Genomic DNA, 16,513 nt, shown 5'->3' on the forward strand with positions numbered 1-16,513 from the left:
AAGCTAATTTTTAATATGTGGATGGAATTTAAGAAGATAGTCGAACGTTGGTCAAAACGCTCTCGCATAAAATACAACGAAGGAAAAAGATTTTAGCGGGAGGACCAAACAAGCAACACTATAGAAGGTAGGTAAGGGTCTGTCTATAGTGCAAAGGTAAGAAAGTGTAATGTTTTGAGCCACATTACACTTTCTAGGTATCAATCTATTAAAGATTAGCTTCAATAAACGCAGAAAGCTGCGATTTAGATAGTGCGCCAACCTTAGTAGCTTCTACATTACCACCTTTGAAAAGCATCAATGTAGGGATACCACGAATACCAAATTTTGGTGGAGTTTCGCTGTTTTCATCGATGTTCAGTTTACAAATTTTCAACTGGTCACCGTATTCTTTAGCGATCTCTTCCAGAACAGGGGCGATCATCTTACAAGGACCACACCACTCAGCCCAGTAATCAACTAATACTGCACCTTCAGCTTTGAGAACATCTTCCTCAAAGGAAGCATCTGTAACATTTACAATGTTTTCACTCATGGGAACTTTTCTCCGCTGCGCCCATTATTTTTCAATAAGACTGCCGATAATAGCATCCTCGCCGCCTATTGTGTAACGCCTACAAGGGTAATTCCCTAGCATAGCGGTCAATTATTTAGCTATAAGCTTAAACCTCAAACGCTATAAAGCCCCATTTCATGGGACTGCCAGGCCATATTTCCAGTAGACTATCCTTATAAATTAAAAGCCTTAAAACAAAAGATGAAAAGCACCTGCAGTACCGCAGTACTTTTGGTAATCTAGCTCAGCCTTCCATATCGGGTCATAGGACGATAACGCATGACAGAGCCTTCAACTGTTTCAGATAAACAAGATGATCAACGCTTAGCAGCCATTGATTTAGGGTCTAACAGTTTCCATATGGTTGTCGCGCAACTTGATCAGGGTGAGATACGCCCGATTGACCTCTTGTCCGATAAGGTTCAACTGGCCGCTGGCATCAATGAGAAACGCTACCTGACTGATGAAGCCAAACAACGAGGGCTCGAATGCCTCAGCCGTTTTGCCCAGCGAGTCAAAGACCTCCCTAGAGATTCCGTTAGAGTCGTAGGCACCAACGCTCTTCGTGAAGCCAAAAATAGCCGAGAGTTTATTGAGGAAGCTGAAGCTATCCTAGAAACTCCGCTTGAGATCATCGCAGGTCGAGAGGAAGCGCGTCTTATCTATTTAGGTGTATCCCACACCCTTGCAGATGATCAAGGCTCCCGTTTAGTCATTGATATTGGTGGCGGTAGTACTGAGTTTATCATTGGCGAGCGCTTTGAGCCCCGCACTATGGAAAGCCTCCATATGGGCTGCGTTAGCTATACCAAACGCTATTTTAAAGATGGCATTATCTCTGCTTCCAACTTTAAACGCGCTCGCACAGCAGCTCGCCAAGAACTGCAATCTATCGTCCGAGAATATCGCAATCTAGGTTGGAACAGTGCAGTAGGTGCATCAGGCACAATCAAAGCCGTTCGCAATATTTGTCAGGATTACGGCTACAGCCAAGAGTCCATAACCTGGGAAGGGTTGCAGCAACTTAGAGATCTTCTGCTGACCTTCCAACACAGTGACGATATCGACATTAACGGCATCAAAACTGAGCGAAAAACCGTCCTCACTGCAGGCGTTGCAATTTTATGCGGGATATTCGAAGCCCTAAATCTTGAGAAACTGAGCTTCTCCGAAGGCGCACTACGTGAAGGCGTTCTCTATGATATGGCAGGCCGTTTAAAGCATGAAGATGTCCGTGATCGCAGCATTACCGCACTTATGCAGCGCTACCATGTTGACCAAGAACAAGCCGAACGTGTCGAACAAACAGCTCTGCTTGCTTGGGCACAATTGAAGGAAAGCTGGCACCTTTCTTCAAAAGACTACGATATGCTTTGTTGGGCAGCACGTACACATGAGATTGGCCTGACAATCGCTCACAGCCAGTTCCATAAGCATAGTGCTTATCTGCTTAGCCACTCTGATCTACCCGGCTTTACGACGCGCGAGCAACAACAACTAGCGACTCTCGTGCGCGGTCATCGTCGTAAATTTCCTAAAGACGAGTTCAAAGCACTACCTAAACGTTTGCAAGAACCCTATCGTCGACTCTGCGTGTTACTAAGATTGGCAGTTGTACTCCATCGCAGTCGCTCTTCAGATCGCCTTCCAGCAATCACGTTTAGCTTTGACGGCAAAACACTGCATATGAATTTCCCTGAGGACTGGCTATCTCACCACCCATTGACCGAAGCAGGGCTTGAGCAGGAAGCGAGTTATCTAGAAAGCGCTGATATGAAGCTAAAATACAGCTAACTATCTAATCTTCAAACTTGCACTATTAATAATCATTAGTAGGTTTTGAGGTTAAGCGATTAACCATTTGATTGATCGCCTTCATCTGTGGCGCAGTTCTTTTATAGTAATGATATGGCGGTAAGTTATTACTGCTATACCCCCAAAAATCCCAACAGCCACGGGGGTTTAAAGGCATGATTGAGGAGGGTTTCACTTGCGGGTAAAGGATAATCAATCGATTAGCATCCGCTGTTTCGTTATAACCCGTACCCTTTACAAACCGATCCCCCAAAAATTCATGACCTTGACGGCAACCATGTAGAGCCACATGCACCCTGCAAGATTCACTACGGCAACTCTCAGGAATATAGACATAACCCATATTATCTAGACTACTGTATTCGCCTGAAATGAAAGGTGTTTGATCAAATTTAATCAACTCACCTGACAGCTCTTTAACATCGACCTCCAATTCGCCATAGATATGCTCTAGCAATCGCCGCGCTTGGGAGAAGCCACAATTATTGATCCATGGTTTTTCTGTCAGGCTACATTGATTATCTTCAAGATCATCGGTAATAAATCCGTGTCCTGCAGCCACTCTGTTATCGTAGCGAATAGCACTTTCATCAAGTTCTAAGTGCTTATAGAAAGACACCGTCTGGTCGCCCACGACCTGCCACACGGTTTTATCTTCAAGGCCCGAGAAGATATAAACCTTGTCATCATAAAGATTCTCTAACTTAGCGATACTACCGCGCTCAGCTTCAGTTTTGGCTAGTTCAGACAAATAACGACTATTAGGATAAAGAGATTCAGGACAACCAAACCAGCTGTACTTGCAAGGATCCATACAGGTTGTAGTGGCACTCACAAGCTTAGGCGTCATATCACTTCCGGGAATACTCGCGACACAATTCCACGGTCCTCCTGCAATAATCCCTGCGCCCACTAGATTCTCAGAATATGCAATATGATACTGAGCAGCCATAAAACCACCGGAGGATAAACCAGATATGGAGGTTTGATCCGAAATAGCATTTAACGCCGGAAGATCAGGCGCCACCAGACCACCTTCGCCATCAATCGCTTGAGCAAAGCCCGTCAGCATCCAACAGCTAATAATCAATAATAAACGAAACACTTCCTCTCCCTAATGCAAAGCAACATTAGCAACGAGTTTCTCGTAATTCCGCACATTTGTCCTTTACGGTCTGGTTTAGATCCATAAGCCTTATCTTGTAGCACCATCGCGCGTTGAACTCATTATTTAACATTAAGGGCAGACCTACCCAGCAAAACTACAGACCCACTCAAAAATCAGAGTAGCACCCAACTCTGATCTACACGCTTCATCCATATCACTCCCTGATTTAATGAATCATACATTTGATAAAAATATCCCTTTAACAAAACTAAGGCAAAAAAAAACCTCGTATAAATACGAGGTTTTTTTCAAATGCTAGCTAGCCGCTTATAGCTTAGGGCCCGCTGCAATGATCTCTTCAGATACGCCGTCGAACTTCTTGAAGTTCTCTACGAACTGACCGATCAGGTCGTTTGCAGTTGCATCGTAACCAGACTTATCAGCCCAAGTGTTACGTGGGTTAAGCAGTGTAGAGTCTACACCTTCAACCGAAACTGGTACTTCTAGGTTTAGACCTTCTAGCTTCTCAGTCTCAACACCGTTTAGGGAACCATTCTGGATTGCAGAGATGATGCCACGAGTAGTTGGGATGCTGAAACGCTCGCCAGTACCGTAAGAACCACCAGTCCAACCAGTGTTTACTAGGTAAACCTTAGAACCGAACTCTTCGATACGCTTCATTAGAAGCTCAGCGTATACGTGCGCTGGACGAGGGAAGAAAGGTGCACCGAAACAAGTAGAGAAAGTAGACTTGATGCCACCGCCTGAACCCATTTCTGTAGAACCTACCAGTGCAGTGTAACCAGACAAGAAGTGGTACGCAGCCGCTTCTTTAGTCAGGATAGATACTGGTGGCAATACGCCAGTCAGGTCACACGTTAGGAATACGATAGAATCTGGCTCTTCACCCATATTAGATACAGTACGTTTTTCTACGTGCTGTAGTGGGTATGCGCAACGACCGTTCTCAGTTAGAGATGTGTCATCGTAATCAGCTGTACGCGCATCGTTTAGAGCAACGTTCTCTACGATTGCACCAAAACGGATAGCGTCCCAGATAATTGGCTCGTTCTTCTGGCTTAGGTTGATAGTTTTAGCGTAGCAACCACCTTCCAAGTTAAATACAACGCCTTTGCCCCAACCGTGCTCATCATCACCGATTAGGTAACGAGAAGGGTCAGCAGACAGCGTTGTTTTACCTGTGCCAGATAGACCGAAGAATAGCGTTGTGCTGTTGTCATCACCAACGTTTGCAGAGCAGTGCATTGGCAATACGTCTTTCTCTGGTAGCAAGAAGTTCTGCACAGAGAACATCGCTTTCTTCATTTCACCAGCGTAGCGCATGCCTGCTAGCAAAACTTTACGCTTAGCGAAGTTGATGATTACGCAACCATCGCTGTTTGTGCCGTCACGCTCTGGATCACATTCGAAACCAGCAACGTTTAGGATCTGCCACTCTTCTTTCGACTTCGGGTTGTATTCCGCAGGACGAATGAAAAGGTTCTGACCAAACAGGTTCTGCCATGCAGTCTGAGTAGTCATGTTTACAGCAAGATAATGGTTTGGATCAGAACCAACGTGTACGTTTGACACGAAGTGTTCTTTGTCTGCGATGAACTCTTCTACGCGAGTCCATAACGCATCAAATTTGTCTGAATCGAATGGGCGGTTGATATTACCCCAATCGATAGAATCAGCAGTACTTGGCTCTTCAACGATGAAACGATCCATCGGAGAACGACCGGTACGTTTACCTGTTGTCACTACCAATGCGCCAGTGTCAGCAAGTGTTCCTTCACCGTTGGCAATGGCTTTCTCAACCAGCTTAGCTGGGCTTAAGTTATGGTGTGCAATGTTAACAGAATCTTTGGTCATTACTGGGTTCCCTTGGCATAGGCGCCAATAACGTTACCTAATAAGGCGTAAGGCTATGGTGTATCGTAATTATAAGGAGGCGTATTATGCACAAAAATCGCACGCTGTGCCATTGTTGAAATCAATTCGCATTTGACCTGCCGCAAAAACAGGCTTATTTGATTGATTTTACTGCAAATTCACCACCAGAATATCTAATATAAGTTCGCTTAATGTACTTGTGAGCCGCCTGATGCGACGTTTTCAGCAAACAAGGCTTCAATGTCTGCAGCATCAAAATCATACTGGGCGTTACAGAACTGGCAATTCACAGCCACTTTACCTTGCTCCTCTAGTACTTCTAAAAGCTCTGCTTTATCGATGAGTTTCAAAGACGCTTCGCTGCGTTGACGAGAACAGGTACATTTAAATCGAACGTCATCCGGTTCGTATAGACGGCATTGTTCTTCGTGGAAAAGTCGGTACAACAATGTTTCGTTATCCAACTCTAATAACTCTTCACTTTTAAGCGTGGACGCTAAGTGACTGACCCGATCCCAGTCTTCTTCGCCGGTACCTTGCGCTGGCAATACCTGCAACAGCATACCTGCTGCTTTTTCACCATCAGAAGCTAGCTGGATCTGGGTTGGCAGTTGCTCGGAACTTAGGAAGTAGTTCTCTAAACACTTACCAAGGTTTTCTCCGTCTAGAGGCACAATACCTTGATAAGGTTGCCCTTGCTCCGGTTCGATAGTCAGTACAACCTGACCTTGCGGCAATAGATCCACAAAGTTAGCTTGTTCATCCAATTCACCTTCGTAACGAGCAATCGCACGTAGATCGCGGTCATGGTTACATTCCGCCATTAACACACGAACATTTCCTCGACCTTGAGCTTGAAGAATAAGACGACCTTTAAATTTTAGGTTCGAGCTAAGCAAGCTCACTGCTGCTAACATTTCACCTAACACCTGCTGGATCACAGCGGGATAGTCATGGTTTTCAAAACAATCGGCACAGGTTTGCTGTACGCCGGAAACAACGCCGCGAATATCCAATTCATCGAATAGGATACGCTGAATCTGATCAGGATTACTCATGAGAGGATTCTATCGAGTTATAAGTGGAAAATAAGAGGGTCCAGACAGGTACCCAAGTCAATACAGGTATTTTATCATATCTGTCTAACAATTCGGGACAGTATTTGCAGTATGAACGATATCACCGTTTTCAGGCAGACTTGGAATCTAAAAGCGCTTTTCCTTGGGCATCTATTTGCGTTTGCTTGGTTTGGCTTCTTCGTGACAGAAACAGGCTTTGCTTTCTGGCGCAGCATCGACCAAAACCTATTTTTTATGCTGAATGGCACACTGTCTGAAGATAATGGTTGGACCCGCTTTTGGGCGTGGGCCAATGTCCGCATTATGGATCTTATCCCTCTGACGATCATGCTGGTGAGTCTGACCTTCCCTGGGTTCGGAATAAAACGTGACCGCCTGCAGCAAGCGATCATTGGGTTTGTTCTACTACTTGTTTTGATGTTCTTTGTCAGAGAAGGGGTGGCTAATTTCACTAAGGCTGCGGAGCTAAGTGGTAAAAGCCCAACCTTATTGCTGGAGCCTGCATATCGATTTAGTCAGATCGTACCGGATATTCCGGCCAAAGACAGTGCAACATCCACCTTCCCTGGGGACCACGCTACCGTCGTGCTAACTTGGGCAGGTTTTATGATGCTAAATGCACGTAGCTGGCTATCTCTATCAGCTCTGTTTTTAGCCGTGCTATTTATGCTTCCACGCGTTGTGGGTGGAGCCCATTGGGCGAGCGACAATTTAGTCGGCGGGGCATTCTCAGCGATGATTACCCTGAGCTGGGCTTTCTGCACGCCAATTATGCATATAGCTACCAGCAAGGCTCATAAACTTCTGCTGCCATTAATACGGCTATTCTCAAAGATACCTTTGCTAAATCAACTTCCGATTCTCAAGCCTTAAACAGGCTTATCAAACCGCATTGTTCAAAAAACAAATGAGCAATGCGGTTAGCATTCAACCTTTATCAAAGATACCGCGCTCACCATCTTTAAATGATCGAATCTGACGACGCTCTTTCTTATTCGGTCGATTGCGCGGATTCAAGCTACTACCCATCGCCTTGCGCTGAGCTGCATGCTCTTCTCGCTTTTTAATGCTGGCTTCAGTCTCTTTGTAGAGCTTTTGTGCTTCGGGCGCACCACGACGCTTATCCGAGAGCTCAACCACTACGATCTCTTTCTCATCGAAACCCTGACGAATTTCTAAGACAGCGCCGATCTCAACGTGTCGGCTACATTTGGTACGTTGGCCGTTGTAGTGCACTTTACCGCCATCGATCATCTGTTTGGCAACAGCGCGGGTTTTATAAAAACGAGCGGCCCAAAGCCATTTATCAAGTCGAACTTTTACTTCTGTATCTGTCATTTCTTGGGGGTAATCTCATCAAAGTGCTCTATAGCACTATAGTCATCTATTTCTCTTTTAGGCTGCTGGCTATCAGGTTGGTAGATCGACAATAAATACTTAATACCATATTCCCGAGCACTGTTAAGTACAGCAAAGCTATCATCCACCAGCAAGGTACGGGACTTATCAAAAGGCTCTACTTGCTGCAGACGATCCCAAAAAGTGAGATCTTCTTTGGGCAATCCAAAGTCATGAGAGCAGATAACATCATCCACAAGCTCGTTGATAGCGGTTTTTTCAATTTTAAGAGACAAGCTTCCCCAATGAGCATTCGTCACAATAACCGTGCGAATTCCCTGCTCTTTTAAGGTAGCTAGGAAGTCCTGCACATGAGGTCGAAAAGCGATTTTGTCGGCAATCTCAGACTTCAGTTCAGTAATGGGCACATTCAGTTCACGCGTCCAATAATCCAAACAATACCAATTAAGAGTTCCTTGCTGCTCTATGATACGCTCATGCAACCAACTACGAGCTTCATCTTGATCCATTTTGTGGATCTGCGCATATCGCAGGGGTAGATGTTCTAGCCAAAAATAGGTATCAAAGTGTAGATCAAGAAGGGTGCCGTCCATATCCAGTAAGACGGTATCTATATTCTGCCAATCAAACATTTTTCAGGCCAAGTAAAGAGGAAACCTCAGTATGCCGGTTAAACCCGAGATTTTGAAGGTTACAACTGCCGCACAAACACGCTTATTTAAAGTCGAGCAGGTTGAACTTCGCTTTTCTAATGGTGCCGAACGCACTTATGAGCGCTTAGCCAATCGAGGTAACGGTGCAGTAATGATCATTCCTGTGACCGAAGACAATGAAGTACTGCTGATCAAAGAGTACGCTGCAGGTATTGAGGATTACACGCTGACGCTACCTAAAGGCCTGATTGATCCCGGTGAAGACGCTCATATCGCTGCAGACCGAGAGCTTAAAGAGGAAGCAGGATTTGGTAGCAACCAGTTAAATACGCTAAAAGTAATGACATCAGCACCCAACTATATGGGGCATAGCATTACAGCGGTCGTCGCCAGAGATCTCTATCCTTGTCGTTTACAAGGCGATGAACCAGAGGAGATGGAAGTTGTCAGTTGGCCGCTAGCCGAAATAGAACAACTGGTAGCCAGCGATGACTTTACCGAAGGTAGAGCGATTGCAGCGCTCTATATGGCCAGAGATTTCCTCAATCGTAAGTAGAACCATCATTCATACTGCCAACACCCAATAACAAAAAGGCCGTAAGATAATGAACCAACACGACTTAGCTTCAGCATTACTCTGCATTTGTCAGCAAGCCAGCGCTGAGATCTTAAAAGTTTATCAGCGCGATGATTTTTCGATTGCGGCTAAAGAAGACCACTCACCAGTTACGGCTGCTGATCTCGCTGCGCATCAGGTGATTCAGGCAGGCCTCAGTGATCTAACACCCGAGATCCCGCAACTGAGCGAAGAAGACACTGAATTAACCTATCAACAGCGTAAAGTTTGGCAGCAATTTTGGTGTATCGATCCGTTGGACGGAACCAAAGAGTTTATTAACCGTAACGATGAATTCACCATCAATATTGCGCTGATCGAAAACAACCGCCCTATCTTCGGCATTATCTATGTCCCCGTTAGCGGCGTCGCCTATTGGGGAGGGAACGAGATTGGTGCTTGGAAGCAGGAAGACGGGCGAGCTCCAGCGCAAATTAGAAGCCGGCCTCTGGGCAAAGACCTAATCGTCGCATCCAGCCGCAGGCATGGCCAAGAAGCCAACGAAAACCTGATGTTACCGATAGCCAAACAGTTTTCACAGATTAGCCATCGAGGGATGGGGAGCTCTCTAAAGATGTGTCTAATCGCTGAAGGTATAGCCGATTTTTACCCACGCCTTTATCCCACCAGTGAATGGGATACGGCAGCAGCTCAAGCCATTCTGGAAGCAGCCGGCGGGCGTTTAGTCAACGCCGAAACACTCGAAGGCCTCACCTATAACTTACGCGAGTCTTTAGAGAATCCGTATTTCTTTGCCTGCGGTGATCCGCAATTCCCGTTAGAAGTGTTAAGAAACCATCTAGCGAGCGGTTCTCAAAACGGATAGAGATCAAAAGTAACTGGGATAGAGTTTAACTATCCCAGTTAGTTGAGTAGATAGGAGTTATTTTTCAGCCGCACAAGACTGATTAGCGCGCGCCAGAACTTCTTCCACTTTAAATTTAAAGTCCGGGTTGCTCAGCTGATTAGCACGGATCAGTTTTACTTCATTATCGCTAAAGTGCTTGTGTACATATTTAGAGAAGCAGTCACAGCGTTCCTCTGTAGCACCCGCCAACTTCATGCAGTCCTCTTTAAACGGCACAAACGTATCAGACGCTAAAAACTGAGTTTTAACGACCAGAATTGCCAGAGATACCACAGAGATCCAAATTAAAACTTTATACATCGTCTAACAGTCACTTTTTTATAGTTATAAAAATACAGGCCTGTCATTCTAGGGTTAAAACATGACAGTTTCAGCAAACTTTAGTCGCAGCCCTTTAAAAAATGAATTATGAACCAATATAGGTAGATAGTTCGTAACAAAAGAACATCAAATAAGCACACTTTTTGTACCATGAAATAATCACTCTTGGGTGCTATTATTTCCGTGCTTTGGATAATTAATAATTACCTGCCAATCGTGTGAGCATACGGAAACGCAGGTAATCTCTGATAATAAGTCTTTACGACACACGAATAAGGTGACACTTATGAGCTTTGAACTTCCGCCGCTACCTTATGCAAAGGACGCTCTGGAACCACACATCTCTGCTGAAACGCTAGACTTCCACCACGGCAAGCACCACAACACATACGTTGTTAAGCTAAATGGCCTAGTTCCTGGTACCGAGTACGAAGGTAAAACTCTAGAAGAGATCATCACTTCTGCTCCTGCTGGCGGCGTATTCAACAACGCTGCTCAGATCTGGAACCACACGTTCTACTGGAACTGCCTATCTCCAAACGGTGGTGGTGAACCAACTGGCGCGATTGCTGATGCAATCAACGCTAAGTGGGGTTCTTTCGCAGCATTCCAAGAAGCTCTAAACGACAAAGCAGTTAACAACTTCGGTTCTAGCTGGACTTGGTTGGTTAAAAACGCTGACGGTTCTATCGATATCGTTAACACTAGCAACGCTGGCTGCCCTCTAACTGAAGGTCAGACTCCACTGCTAACTGTTGACCTATGGGAACACGCTTACTACATCGATTACCGTAACGTTCGTCCTGATTACCTAAAAGGTTTCTGGGCGCTAGTTAACTGGGAATTCGTAAACGCTAACTTTGCATAAGTTACCGTAATTTTTAAAAGGCTGATACGGAAACGTATCGGCCTTTTTTGTGCCTAGGATTTATCGTGATAGGCTAAAACAAGTGTTACGGGAAATAGCTAAACAAAGGACTGTATGAATGAAATCTGCGCTTGTATCCACTTGGTTCGGAGATAAATTTTCTGAACTTCACCCTCAACTACAACAGTTGCATATCCAAGGTGGTGAGCTTAAAGGCTCCGTCGATCTAACATTCGGTACAGGCCTCGCGGGAATAATCGGCCAGAGGCTTGCCAAGAAAATGGGCCTACCAACAGCTGGCCAACATCAATTATCCGTGAACATATCTCATCAGCCTGATGGCTTATACTGGGGGCGCTGTTTCAACGACCAAGCGAGAGTAACTTCACTATTTAAACCGGTGGGTTCAATTGCAGACGGTTATTGGATCGAAGAAACCGGCCCGATAACATTGCATCTGACAGTTGATATCAAAGAGGGCGGATGGTTTTGGCGCTGTCTAAAAATTAAGATCAAAGGTGTTTCCGTCCCCACATGGTTGCTACCTAAAACCACTGCTTACAAAAAGATAGAGGATGGGAGATACCGATTTTTCGTCGGTTTTACTTTGCCATTACGGGGCTCACTCGTGTCCTATCAGGGGTTACTCAAGCCCGATCTCCAACTCGAAAATAAGTAACGATTACTACAATAATGGCTCTAAATAGGGCCACATCGTATCTAGCAGATAAGGCTGACCAGCCGCACTAGGATGAATCCCATCATCCTGCATGCGCTCAGGAAACAGGGCAACCTGCTCCATAAAGAAAGGCACTAAAGCCACGTCTTTGTTATCAGCCACCGTCGGATAGATTTCGCTAAAACGTTGGGTATAGGCTTTACCGTAGTTAGGAGGGAGCTGCATACCAAGCAACAAAACCTTAGCTCCATTTCCTTCAGCCATATCGATTAGACGCCCTAAATTTCTTTGGATCGCAACCGGCGGCGTGCCACGTAAACCGTCATTCCCGCCCAATTCGATAACCACAATCTCTGGCTCAGTCTGTTTCAGCAGCAAATTCAATCGCGCAATGCCATTTTGCGTTGTATCACCACTAACGCTGGCATTAATCACTTCAAGCGCATAGCCTTGTTGTTCTAAACGCTGCTGTAACAAGTGCACCCAACCTTGTTCTAGATCCATCTGATAGGCAGCAGATAGGCTATCCCCTAAAACAATTAGGGAACGCGCTTGAACCGGAATGGTCAGAAATACGAATAATAGAAAGGCAATCGTTTTACGCACGGAAGAACCTATGGCAATTGATACAGACACAGTCGTTAGTGCTCAGCATCTCGCAAAACAGTTTCAGACTCAAGCAGGAGCCGTTGATCTATTCAGTGATATCAATCTAGAGATCAATCGGGGAGAAAGTGTTGCTATCGTCGGACCTTCAGGCACGGGTAAATCGACCTTGCTATCGCTACTAGCCGGATTAGACCAGCCTAGTTCTGGTCATGTTTTACTGAATAATACCGATCTCAATACCCTGAATGACCAACAACGGGCAGATTTTCGTAACCAACATATCAGCTTTGTATTTCAATCGTTTCACCTACTACCAGACCTAACAGCCCAGCAAAATGTCATGCTGCCTCTGCAAATTCGCAATCATAAAGAAGCTGCAGAAGAAGCAGAGATTTGGCTGAGCAAAGTAGGCCTGAGTGAACGACTTAATCACAAACCCGCTGAGCTATCAGGTGGTGAACAACAAAGAGTGGCGATAGCGCGCAGCTTTGCCACAAATCCCACCCTACTGTTTGCTGATGAGCCTACCGGCAACTTAGATGAACATACCGGTGAACAGATCATCCAGCAGCTTTTTGATCTCAACAAAGCCCAAGGCACGACGCTGATTTTGATTACCCATGACTCATTCTTAGCAGAACGCTGCAGTCGAGCATTGCGTTTGCATAATGGCGAACTGCAAGAGTTATCCGCATGAACCTTACCACTCTGTTGAAAATAGCCGGGCAACATAGCTGGAGTAATATCAAGCTAAGTGAGTGGCGATCACTCCTACTGGCTCTCTTACTGGCGATTACTATTGCTAGCCTAATGGCAGTACTAGGCGAACGGATTGAACAAACGCTCGAAAGACAAGGCAGTGCACTTTTAGGCGCTGACTTAGTTCTGAGTAACAGTCGCCCTCTTTCTGAAAAAACGCTTTCGATGACTGAAGAGATGGCTCTTGAGCACACCTCGGTCACGCAGATCGCCAGTATGGCGAACCAAGGTGATAACTTTGTTCTTGTCAGTGTAAGAGCGTTGAGTGCTCCCTACCCTCGCGGACAAATAACATTAGATCAGCCAACACAAACAGAATTACCAAAGCAGGGAGAAGCCTGGGCCGAGCAAGGCGTATTTGAACGCTTAAAACTCGAACCCGGCGATAAACTGACCTTAGGCTCAACAGAATTTATTTTAACTCACACTGTAATGGCGTCACCCGATCGTGGGCGCGGCTTTATCAGCTTTAATCCGCAAATCATTATCAACCAGTCGGATCTTCAAAGCACTGAGCTCTTGGGCCCAGGCTCACGTGTACATTATCGTCAGCTGTTTAGTGGCGATGCTCAGCAAATAGCGAAACTAGAAACTTATCTACAAGAAAACAAACAAACCGGCGAACAGATCACTTCACTTAAAAGCGAAGAGGGCCAACAAAATAGCGCGTTAATGAAAGCTTCGTCTTATCTGCGTTTAGGCGCGCTGTTTGCTTTGCTCATTGCGGCCATGACGATTTTCCTAAGTTTACGCCGCTTCACACAGAGCCAAAGTAAACGCGCTGCCCTGTTGAAAAGCTTAGGGGTCAGTAATCGTCAGTTGTTACTGATGTACCTTGCGCAGCTAGGGTACGCATGGCTCCTATGTAGCCTTGTAGGGATTGTTCTGGCAGTTATATTGGAAGCATCTGGCCTACAACTGCTAAACGAACTGTTACCTCAACCAGTACCTACGGCCGTTTTCACAACCTACCTCACAGGGCCTGCGTTAGGCATTGCTATTATTGTCACCCTGGGGTTGCCGAACCTTCTGTTGCTACAGAAAAGCACGCCAACACAGCTATTCCAAAACCAGCCTTCGCCTCTAAAGTGGAGTGGCAAGCTGCCCTATCTTTGCGCGTTCATTGTCTTACTGTTATTTACTAGCAGTTACTTAAATAGCCTTTGGCTCACGCTCAGTCTTACTCTAAGCTTGCTTATCCTAGGTAGCCTGCTGGGTTGGCTCGGTGCTTTTATCGCGCAATGGAGTTCGCAGAGGTTATCTAAGCATCATCCGCTAGGGCAGATGTTGGCCAGCCGCATGCAGCAACAGCAGCGCTGGTATCGGATCCAAATACCGGTAATCTGCCTGTTATTTGCATTGTTGAGCATCAACTTAGTTGCTCTGAATGATCTACTTAGCCGCTGGCAAGAACAGTTACCCGAAAACACGCCGGACCATTTCCTAATCAATATTCAAGACTGGGAGAAACCTGAAGTTGAAACCTTGTTAACAGCACAGCAGATCGATAATCAGCTCTGGCCGATCTATCGTGGTCGATTAAGTAAGGTTAATGGCCAACCTTTAGCAGAGGCTCTCACGCCTGAACAGTTAGAACAGCCTTCGCTAAAACGTGAGTTGAACCTTACAGCCACGGAACAATTCCCCGCGCATAACAAGCTGATATCAGGACAGTGGAACAGCTCACAAAGCGTCTCTATTGAACAAAAGCTCGCATCTGAACTGGGCTTAACACTCGGCGATACCGTCACTTTTGATATCGCCGGCCGCGAAGCCAGCGCCGAGATCACTAGTATACGTTCTGTAAGATGGGACTCATTCCAGCCCAACTTTTACTATATATTCAGCCCCGACATCTTGGATCCGTACTCGCCTAGCTATCTAACCAGTTTTTATCTAGGTGATAAAAGCGCAGAGGTTAGCCGCTCTCTGCTACAACAGTTCCCGACTCTGACCCTGATCGATGTTCGGCAGATTCTGTCGCAGCTGCAAACATTACTGAGCAAGCTCTCCCTGCTCTCAAGCTTACTGATGTTGCTAACAACAGCATCAGGTTTAGTTTTACTTTATGTAACGCTGACCCAAGAACTTGAACAGCGTCGTCATGAAAACGCACTTCTGCTTACCTTAGGCGCGAGCCAGAAGCAGTGTAAACAACTTGATCGTTTAGAGATGGGATTGATTGGCGGGATCAGTGGTGTACTGGCAGTCATCATTTCCGAGGCAAGTTTGTGGCCGATCCACCAGCAATTGTTGAATCTATCACCGGTTTTGCATCCGATACTCTGGTGTCTATTACCGATACTCAGCAGCGGGCTATTTATTCTAATAGGGCACTTTAGCCATCGTCAGCAGAGCTTAAGCCAAAGCTATCAAACACTAGCTTCACGCTGAACAAAATGAGCAGCGGGCAGATCCTGATAATGACAGCGATTTCGCCCGCTTTTTTTAGCGGTATACAGTGCTTGATCAGCGGTTTCTACCAAACGTTCTAACTCGGCATTGGGACCTGCTTCAATCACAGCCAGTCCGATACTGACCGTAACGATCTCGGCACTGCTTGATTGCGCATGCGGGATCTGTAGTTCACGTACAGCGCTAAGCATTTTTTCAGCGATTTTCTTCCCGCCCGCCAGATCGGTATAGGGCAAGATCACGGCGAACTCTTCCCCCCCATAACGACATGCTTTATCCAAATCTCGATCACACTGTTGATCGATGGTTTGCGCCACCTGTATCAGGCAATCATCACCCGCTTGGTGACCATAGTGATCGTTGTACTGTTTAAAGTGATCAATATCGATCATTAACAACGCGAGAGGACTAAAAGTCCGAATCGAGGCCTGCCAATGCTGATTTAATGCCTGATCAAACAACCGACGATTGGCAATACCGGTCAAACTATCGGTGACATTCAATGCTTCTAACATGTCACGCTGTTGCTTCAACTGTATATGGTTATTTACTCGCGCTTGAACGATTGCGGGACTAAAAGGTTTAGATATGTAATCCACCGCCCCAAGTTCTAGGCCTTGGGTTTCCTCTTCAATAGTGGATTTAACGGTGACAAAAATAATCGGGATATTGCAGGTAAGTTCTTCAGCTTTTAATTGCGAACAGACTTCATAGCCGTTCATATCGGGCATAACAACATCAAGCAGAATCAGATCAGGTGGGTTTTCACGGGCACGTTCAATCGCCTTAGCGCCGCTTTTCGCAACAATAACTTTGTAATCACTCAACAGCGAAACCAACACATTGCAGTTAACCGCTTCATCATCGACTACCAGTACATGCCCCTTCACCTTATCCACAAGAGACTCCTTT

At 45.7% G+C, this 16,513-nt stretch carries 17 protein-coding genes; 8 read left to right on the forward strand and 9 right to left on the reverse strand.

What is annotated here, in order from left to right; translation table 11 throughout:
• Positions 1 to 208: 208 nt before the first annotated feature.
• Positions 209 to 535 carry a thioredoxin TrxA gene (gene trxA / locus ACMXYU_RS16185; protein ID WP_415882785.1) on the reverse strand — a complete coding sequence of 109 codons (327 nt, stop codon included), beginning with the start codon at positions 533 to 535 and terminating at the stop codon, positions 209 to 211.
• Between the two features lie 300 nt (positions 536 to 835).
• On the opposite strand from trxA, the gene ppx reads away from it, so the two are divergent.
• Positions 836 to 2,350, forward strand: a complete 1,515-nt coding sequence (ppx, locus tag ACMXYU_RS16190) for an exopolyphosphatase (RefSeq protein WP_415899468.1) — start codon at positions 836 to 838, stop codon at positions 2,348 to 2,350.
• A gap of 25 nt (positions 2,351 to 2,375) precedes the next feature.
• On the opposite strand, the gene ACMXYU_RS16195 is transcribed toward ppx, so the two are convergent.
• The 3 genes from ACMXYU_RS16195 to hslO form a co-directional block, all read right to left on the reverse strand.
• A complete protein-coding gene (locus tag ACMXYU_RS16195) occupies positions 2,376 to 3,476 on the reverse strand; it encodes a poly(3-hydroxybutyrate) depolymerase (RefSeq protein WP_415899469.1) in 1,101 nt (366 codons plus the stop codon).
• Positions 3,477 to 3,806: 330 nt separating this feature from the next.
• Positions 3,807 to 5,354 (reverse strand): phosphoenolpyruvate carboxykinase, encoded by a 1,548-nt coding sequence (locus tag ACMXYU_RS16200; protein ID WP_415882789.1) that lies wholly within the window; start codon positions 5,352 to 5,354, stop codon positions 3,807 to 3,809.
• A gap of 209 nt (positions 5,355 to 5,563) precedes the next feature.
• Complete coding sequence (gene hslO / locus ACMXYU_RS16205; protein ID WP_415899470.1) at positions 5,564 to 6,433, reverse strand: Hsp33 family molecular chaperone HslO; 870 nt, start codon at positions 6,431 to 6,433, stop codon at positions 5,564 to 5,566.
• Positions 6,434 to 6,544: 111 nt separating this feature from the next.
• On the opposite strand from hslO, the gene ACMXYU_RS16210 reads away from it, so the two are divergent.
• Positions 6,545 to 7,327, forward strand: coding sequence for a phosphatase PAP2 family protein (locus ACMXYU_RS16210; protein WP_415899471.1), 783 nt, complete (start codon positions 6,545 to 6,547; stop codon positions 7,325 to 7,327).
• A gap of 54 nt (positions 7,328 to 7,381) precedes the next feature.
• Here the strand turns inward: ACMXYU_RS16210 and hslR are convergent, their stop codons facing one another.
• Together hslR and yrfG are read right to left on the reverse strand one after the other, a co-directional pair.
• The gene (hslR, locus tag ACMXYU_RS16215; protein ID WP_415886198.1) at positions 7,382 to 7,792 is read right to left on the reverse strand and encodes a ribosome-associated heat shock protein Hsp15; all 411 of its coding nucleotides are present in this window, start codon (positions 7,790 to 7,792) and stop codon (positions 7,382 to 7,384) included.
• A complete protein-coding gene (yrfG, locus tag ACMXYU_RS16220; protein ID WP_415899472.1) occupies positions 7,789 to 8,445 on the reverse strand; it encodes a GMP/IMP nucleotidase in 657 nt (218 codons plus the stop codon). Before yrfG ends, hslR begins: the two co-directional genes overlap by 4 nt.
• Positions 8,446 to 8,476: 31 nt before the next feature.
• On the opposite strand from yrfG, the gene nudE reads away from it, so the two are divergent.
• On the forward strand, positions 8,477 to 9,022 hold the full coding sequence (gene nudE, locus ACMXYU_RS16225) for an ADP compounds hydrolase NudE (RefSeq protein ID WP_415899473.1): 546 nt from the start codon (positions 8,477 to 8,479) through the stop codon (positions 9,020 to 9,022).
• 49 nt (positions 9,023 to 9,071) lie between these two features.
• Complete coding sequence (cysQ, locus tag ACMXYU_RS16230) at positions 9,072 to 9,908, forward strand: 3'(2'),5'-bisphosphate nucleotidase CysQ (RefSeq protein ID WP_415899474.1); 837 nt, start codon at positions 9,072 to 9,074, stop codon at positions 9,906 to 9,908.
• Between the two features lie 57 nt (positions 9,909 to 9,965).
• Here cysQ and ACMXYU_RS16235 read toward each other — a convergent pair whose 3' ends face one another.
• The gene (locus ACMXYU_RS16235) at positions 9,966 to 10,250 is read right to left on the reverse strand and encodes a hypothetical protein (RefSeq protein WP_415886206.1); all 285 of its coding nucleotides are present in this window, start codon (positions 10,248 to 10,250) and stop codon (positions 9,966 to 9,968) included.
• Between the two features lie 307 nt (positions 10,251 to 10,557).
• On the opposite strand from ACMXYU_RS16235, the gene ACMXYU_RS16240 reads away from it, so the two are divergent.
• Together ACMXYU_RS16240 and ACMXYU_RS16245 are read left to right on the forward strand one after the other, a co-directional pair.
• On the forward strand, positions 10,558 to 11,139 hold the full coding sequence (locus ACMXYU_RS16240) for a superoxide dismutase (RefSeq protein WP_415882797.1): 582 nt from the start codon (positions 10,558 to 10,560) through the stop codon (positions 11,137 to 11,139).
• Between the two features lie 118 nt (positions 11,140 to 11,257).
• Positions 11,258 to 11,818, forward strand: a complete 561-nt coding sequence (locus tag ACMXYU_RS16245) for a DUF4166 domain-containing protein (protein WP_415899475.1) — start codon at positions 11,258 to 11,260, stop codon at positions 11,816 to 11,818.
• A 6-nt stretch (positions 11,819 to 11,824) separates the two neighbouring features.
• Here the strand turns inward: ACMXYU_RS16245 and ACMXYU_RS16250 are convergent, their stop codons facing one another.
• Complete coding sequence (locus ACMXYU_RS16250) at positions 11,825 to 12,454, reverse strand: arylesterase (protein ID WP_415899476.1); 630 nt, start codon at positions 12,452 to 12,454, stop codon at positions 11,825 to 11,827.
• On the opposite strand from ACMXYU_RS16250, the gene ACMXYU_RS16255 reads away from it, so the two are divergent.
• Together ACMXYU_RS16255 and ACMXYU_RS16260 are read left to right on the forward strand one after the other, a co-directional pair.
• Positions 12,435 to 13,124, forward strand: coding sequence for an ABC transporter ATP-binding protein (locus ACMXYU_RS16255; RefSeq protein ID WP_415899477.1), 690 nt, complete (start codon positions 12,435 to 12,437; stop codon positions 13,122 to 13,124). The two genes, ACMXYU_RS16250 and ACMXYU_RS16255, sit on opposite strands and share 20 nt — an antisense overlap.
• The gene (locus ACMXYU_RS16260) at positions 13,121 to 15,580 is read left to right on the forward strand and encodes an ABC transporter permease (protein ID WP_415899478.1); all 2,460 of its coding nucleotides are present in this window, start codon (positions 13,121 to 13,123) and stop codon (positions 15,578 to 15,580) included. The genes ACMXYU_RS16255 and ACMXYU_RS16260 overlap by 4 nt, the downstream gene beginning before the upstream one ends.
• Here ACMXYU_RS16260 and ACMXYU_RS16265 read toward each other — a convergent pair.
• Positions 15,559 to 16,500 carry a diguanylate cyclase domain-containing protein gene (locus ACMXYU_RS16265; protein WP_415899480.1) on the reverse strand — a complete coding sequence of 314 codons (942 nt, stop codon included), beginning with the start codon at positions 16,498 to 16,500 and terminating at the stop codon, positions 15,559 to 15,561. The genes ACMXYU_RS16260 and ACMXYU_RS16265 overlap by 22 nt on opposite strands.
• Positions 16,501 to 16,513 lie beyond the last annotated feature (13 nt).

It is taken from the genome of Neptuniibacter sp. QD48_11, from assembly GCF_047778095.1.
In the GTDB taxonomy this organism is placed as follows: Bacteria; Pseudomonadota; Gammaproteobacteria; order Pseudomonadales; family Balneatricaceae; genus Neptuniibacter.

What these genes read in the sequence shown, in the direction of transcription:
- trxA (WP_415882785.1), bottom strand. Translation starts at nt 535, where the DNA reads ATGAGTGAAAACATTGTAAATGTTACAGATGCTTCCTTTGAGGAAGAT.
- ppx (WP_415899468.1), top strand. Translation starts at nt 836, where the DNA reads ATGACAGAGCCTTCAACTGTTTCAGATAAACAAGATGATCAACGCTTA.
- ACMXYU_RS16200 (WP_415882789.1), bottom strand. Translation starts at nt 5,354, where the DNA reads ATGACCAAAGATTCTGTTAACATTGCACACCATAACTTAAGCCCAGCT.
- hslO (WP_415899470.1), bottom strand. Translation starts at nt 6,433, where the DNA reads ATGAGTAATCCTGATCAGATTCAGCGTATCCTATTCGATGAATTGGAT.
- ACMXYU_RS16210 (WP_415899471.1), top strand. Translation starts at nt 6,545, where the DNA reads ATGAACGATATCACCGTTTTCAGGCAGACTTGGAATCTAAAAGCGCTT.
- hslR (WP_415886198.1), bottom strand. Translation starts at nt 7,792, where the DNA reads ATGACAGATACAGAAGTAAAAGTTCGACTTGATAAATGGCTTTGGGCC.
- yrfG (WP_415899472.1), bottom strand. Translation starts at nt 8,445, where the DNA reads ATGTTTGATTGGCAGAATATAGATACCGTCTTACTGGATATGGACGGC.
- nudE (WP_415899473.1), top strand. Translation starts at nt 8,477, where the DNA reads ATGCCGGTTAAACCCGAGATTTTGAAGGTTACAACTGCCGCACAAACA.
- cysQ (WP_415899474.1), top strand. Translation starts at nt 9,072, where the DNA reads ATGAACCAACACGACTTAGCTTCAGCATTACTCTGCATTTGTCAGCAA.
- ACMXYU_RS16235 (WP_415886206.1), bottom strand. Translation starts at nt 10,250, where the DNA reads ATGTATAAAGTTTTAATTTGGATCTCTGTGGTATCTCTGGCAATTCTG.
- ACMXYU_RS16240 (WP_415882797.1), top strand. Translation starts at nt 10,558, where the DNA reads ATGAGCTTTGAACTTCCGCCGCTACCTTATGCAAAGGACGCTCTGGAA.
- ACMXYU_RS16245 (WP_415899475.1), top strand. Translation starts at nt 11,258, where the DNA reads ATGAAATCTGCGCTTGTATCCACTTGGTTCGGAGATAAATTTTCTGAA.
- ACMXYU_RS16255 (WP_415899477.1), top strand. Translation starts at nt 12,435, where the DNA reads ATGGCAATTGATACAGACACAGTCGTTAGTGCTCAGCATCTCGCAAAA.
- ACMXYU_RS16260 (WP_415899478.1), top strand. Translation starts at nt 13,121, where the DNA reads ATGAACCTTACCACTCTGTTGAAAATAGCCGGGCAACATAGCTGGAGT.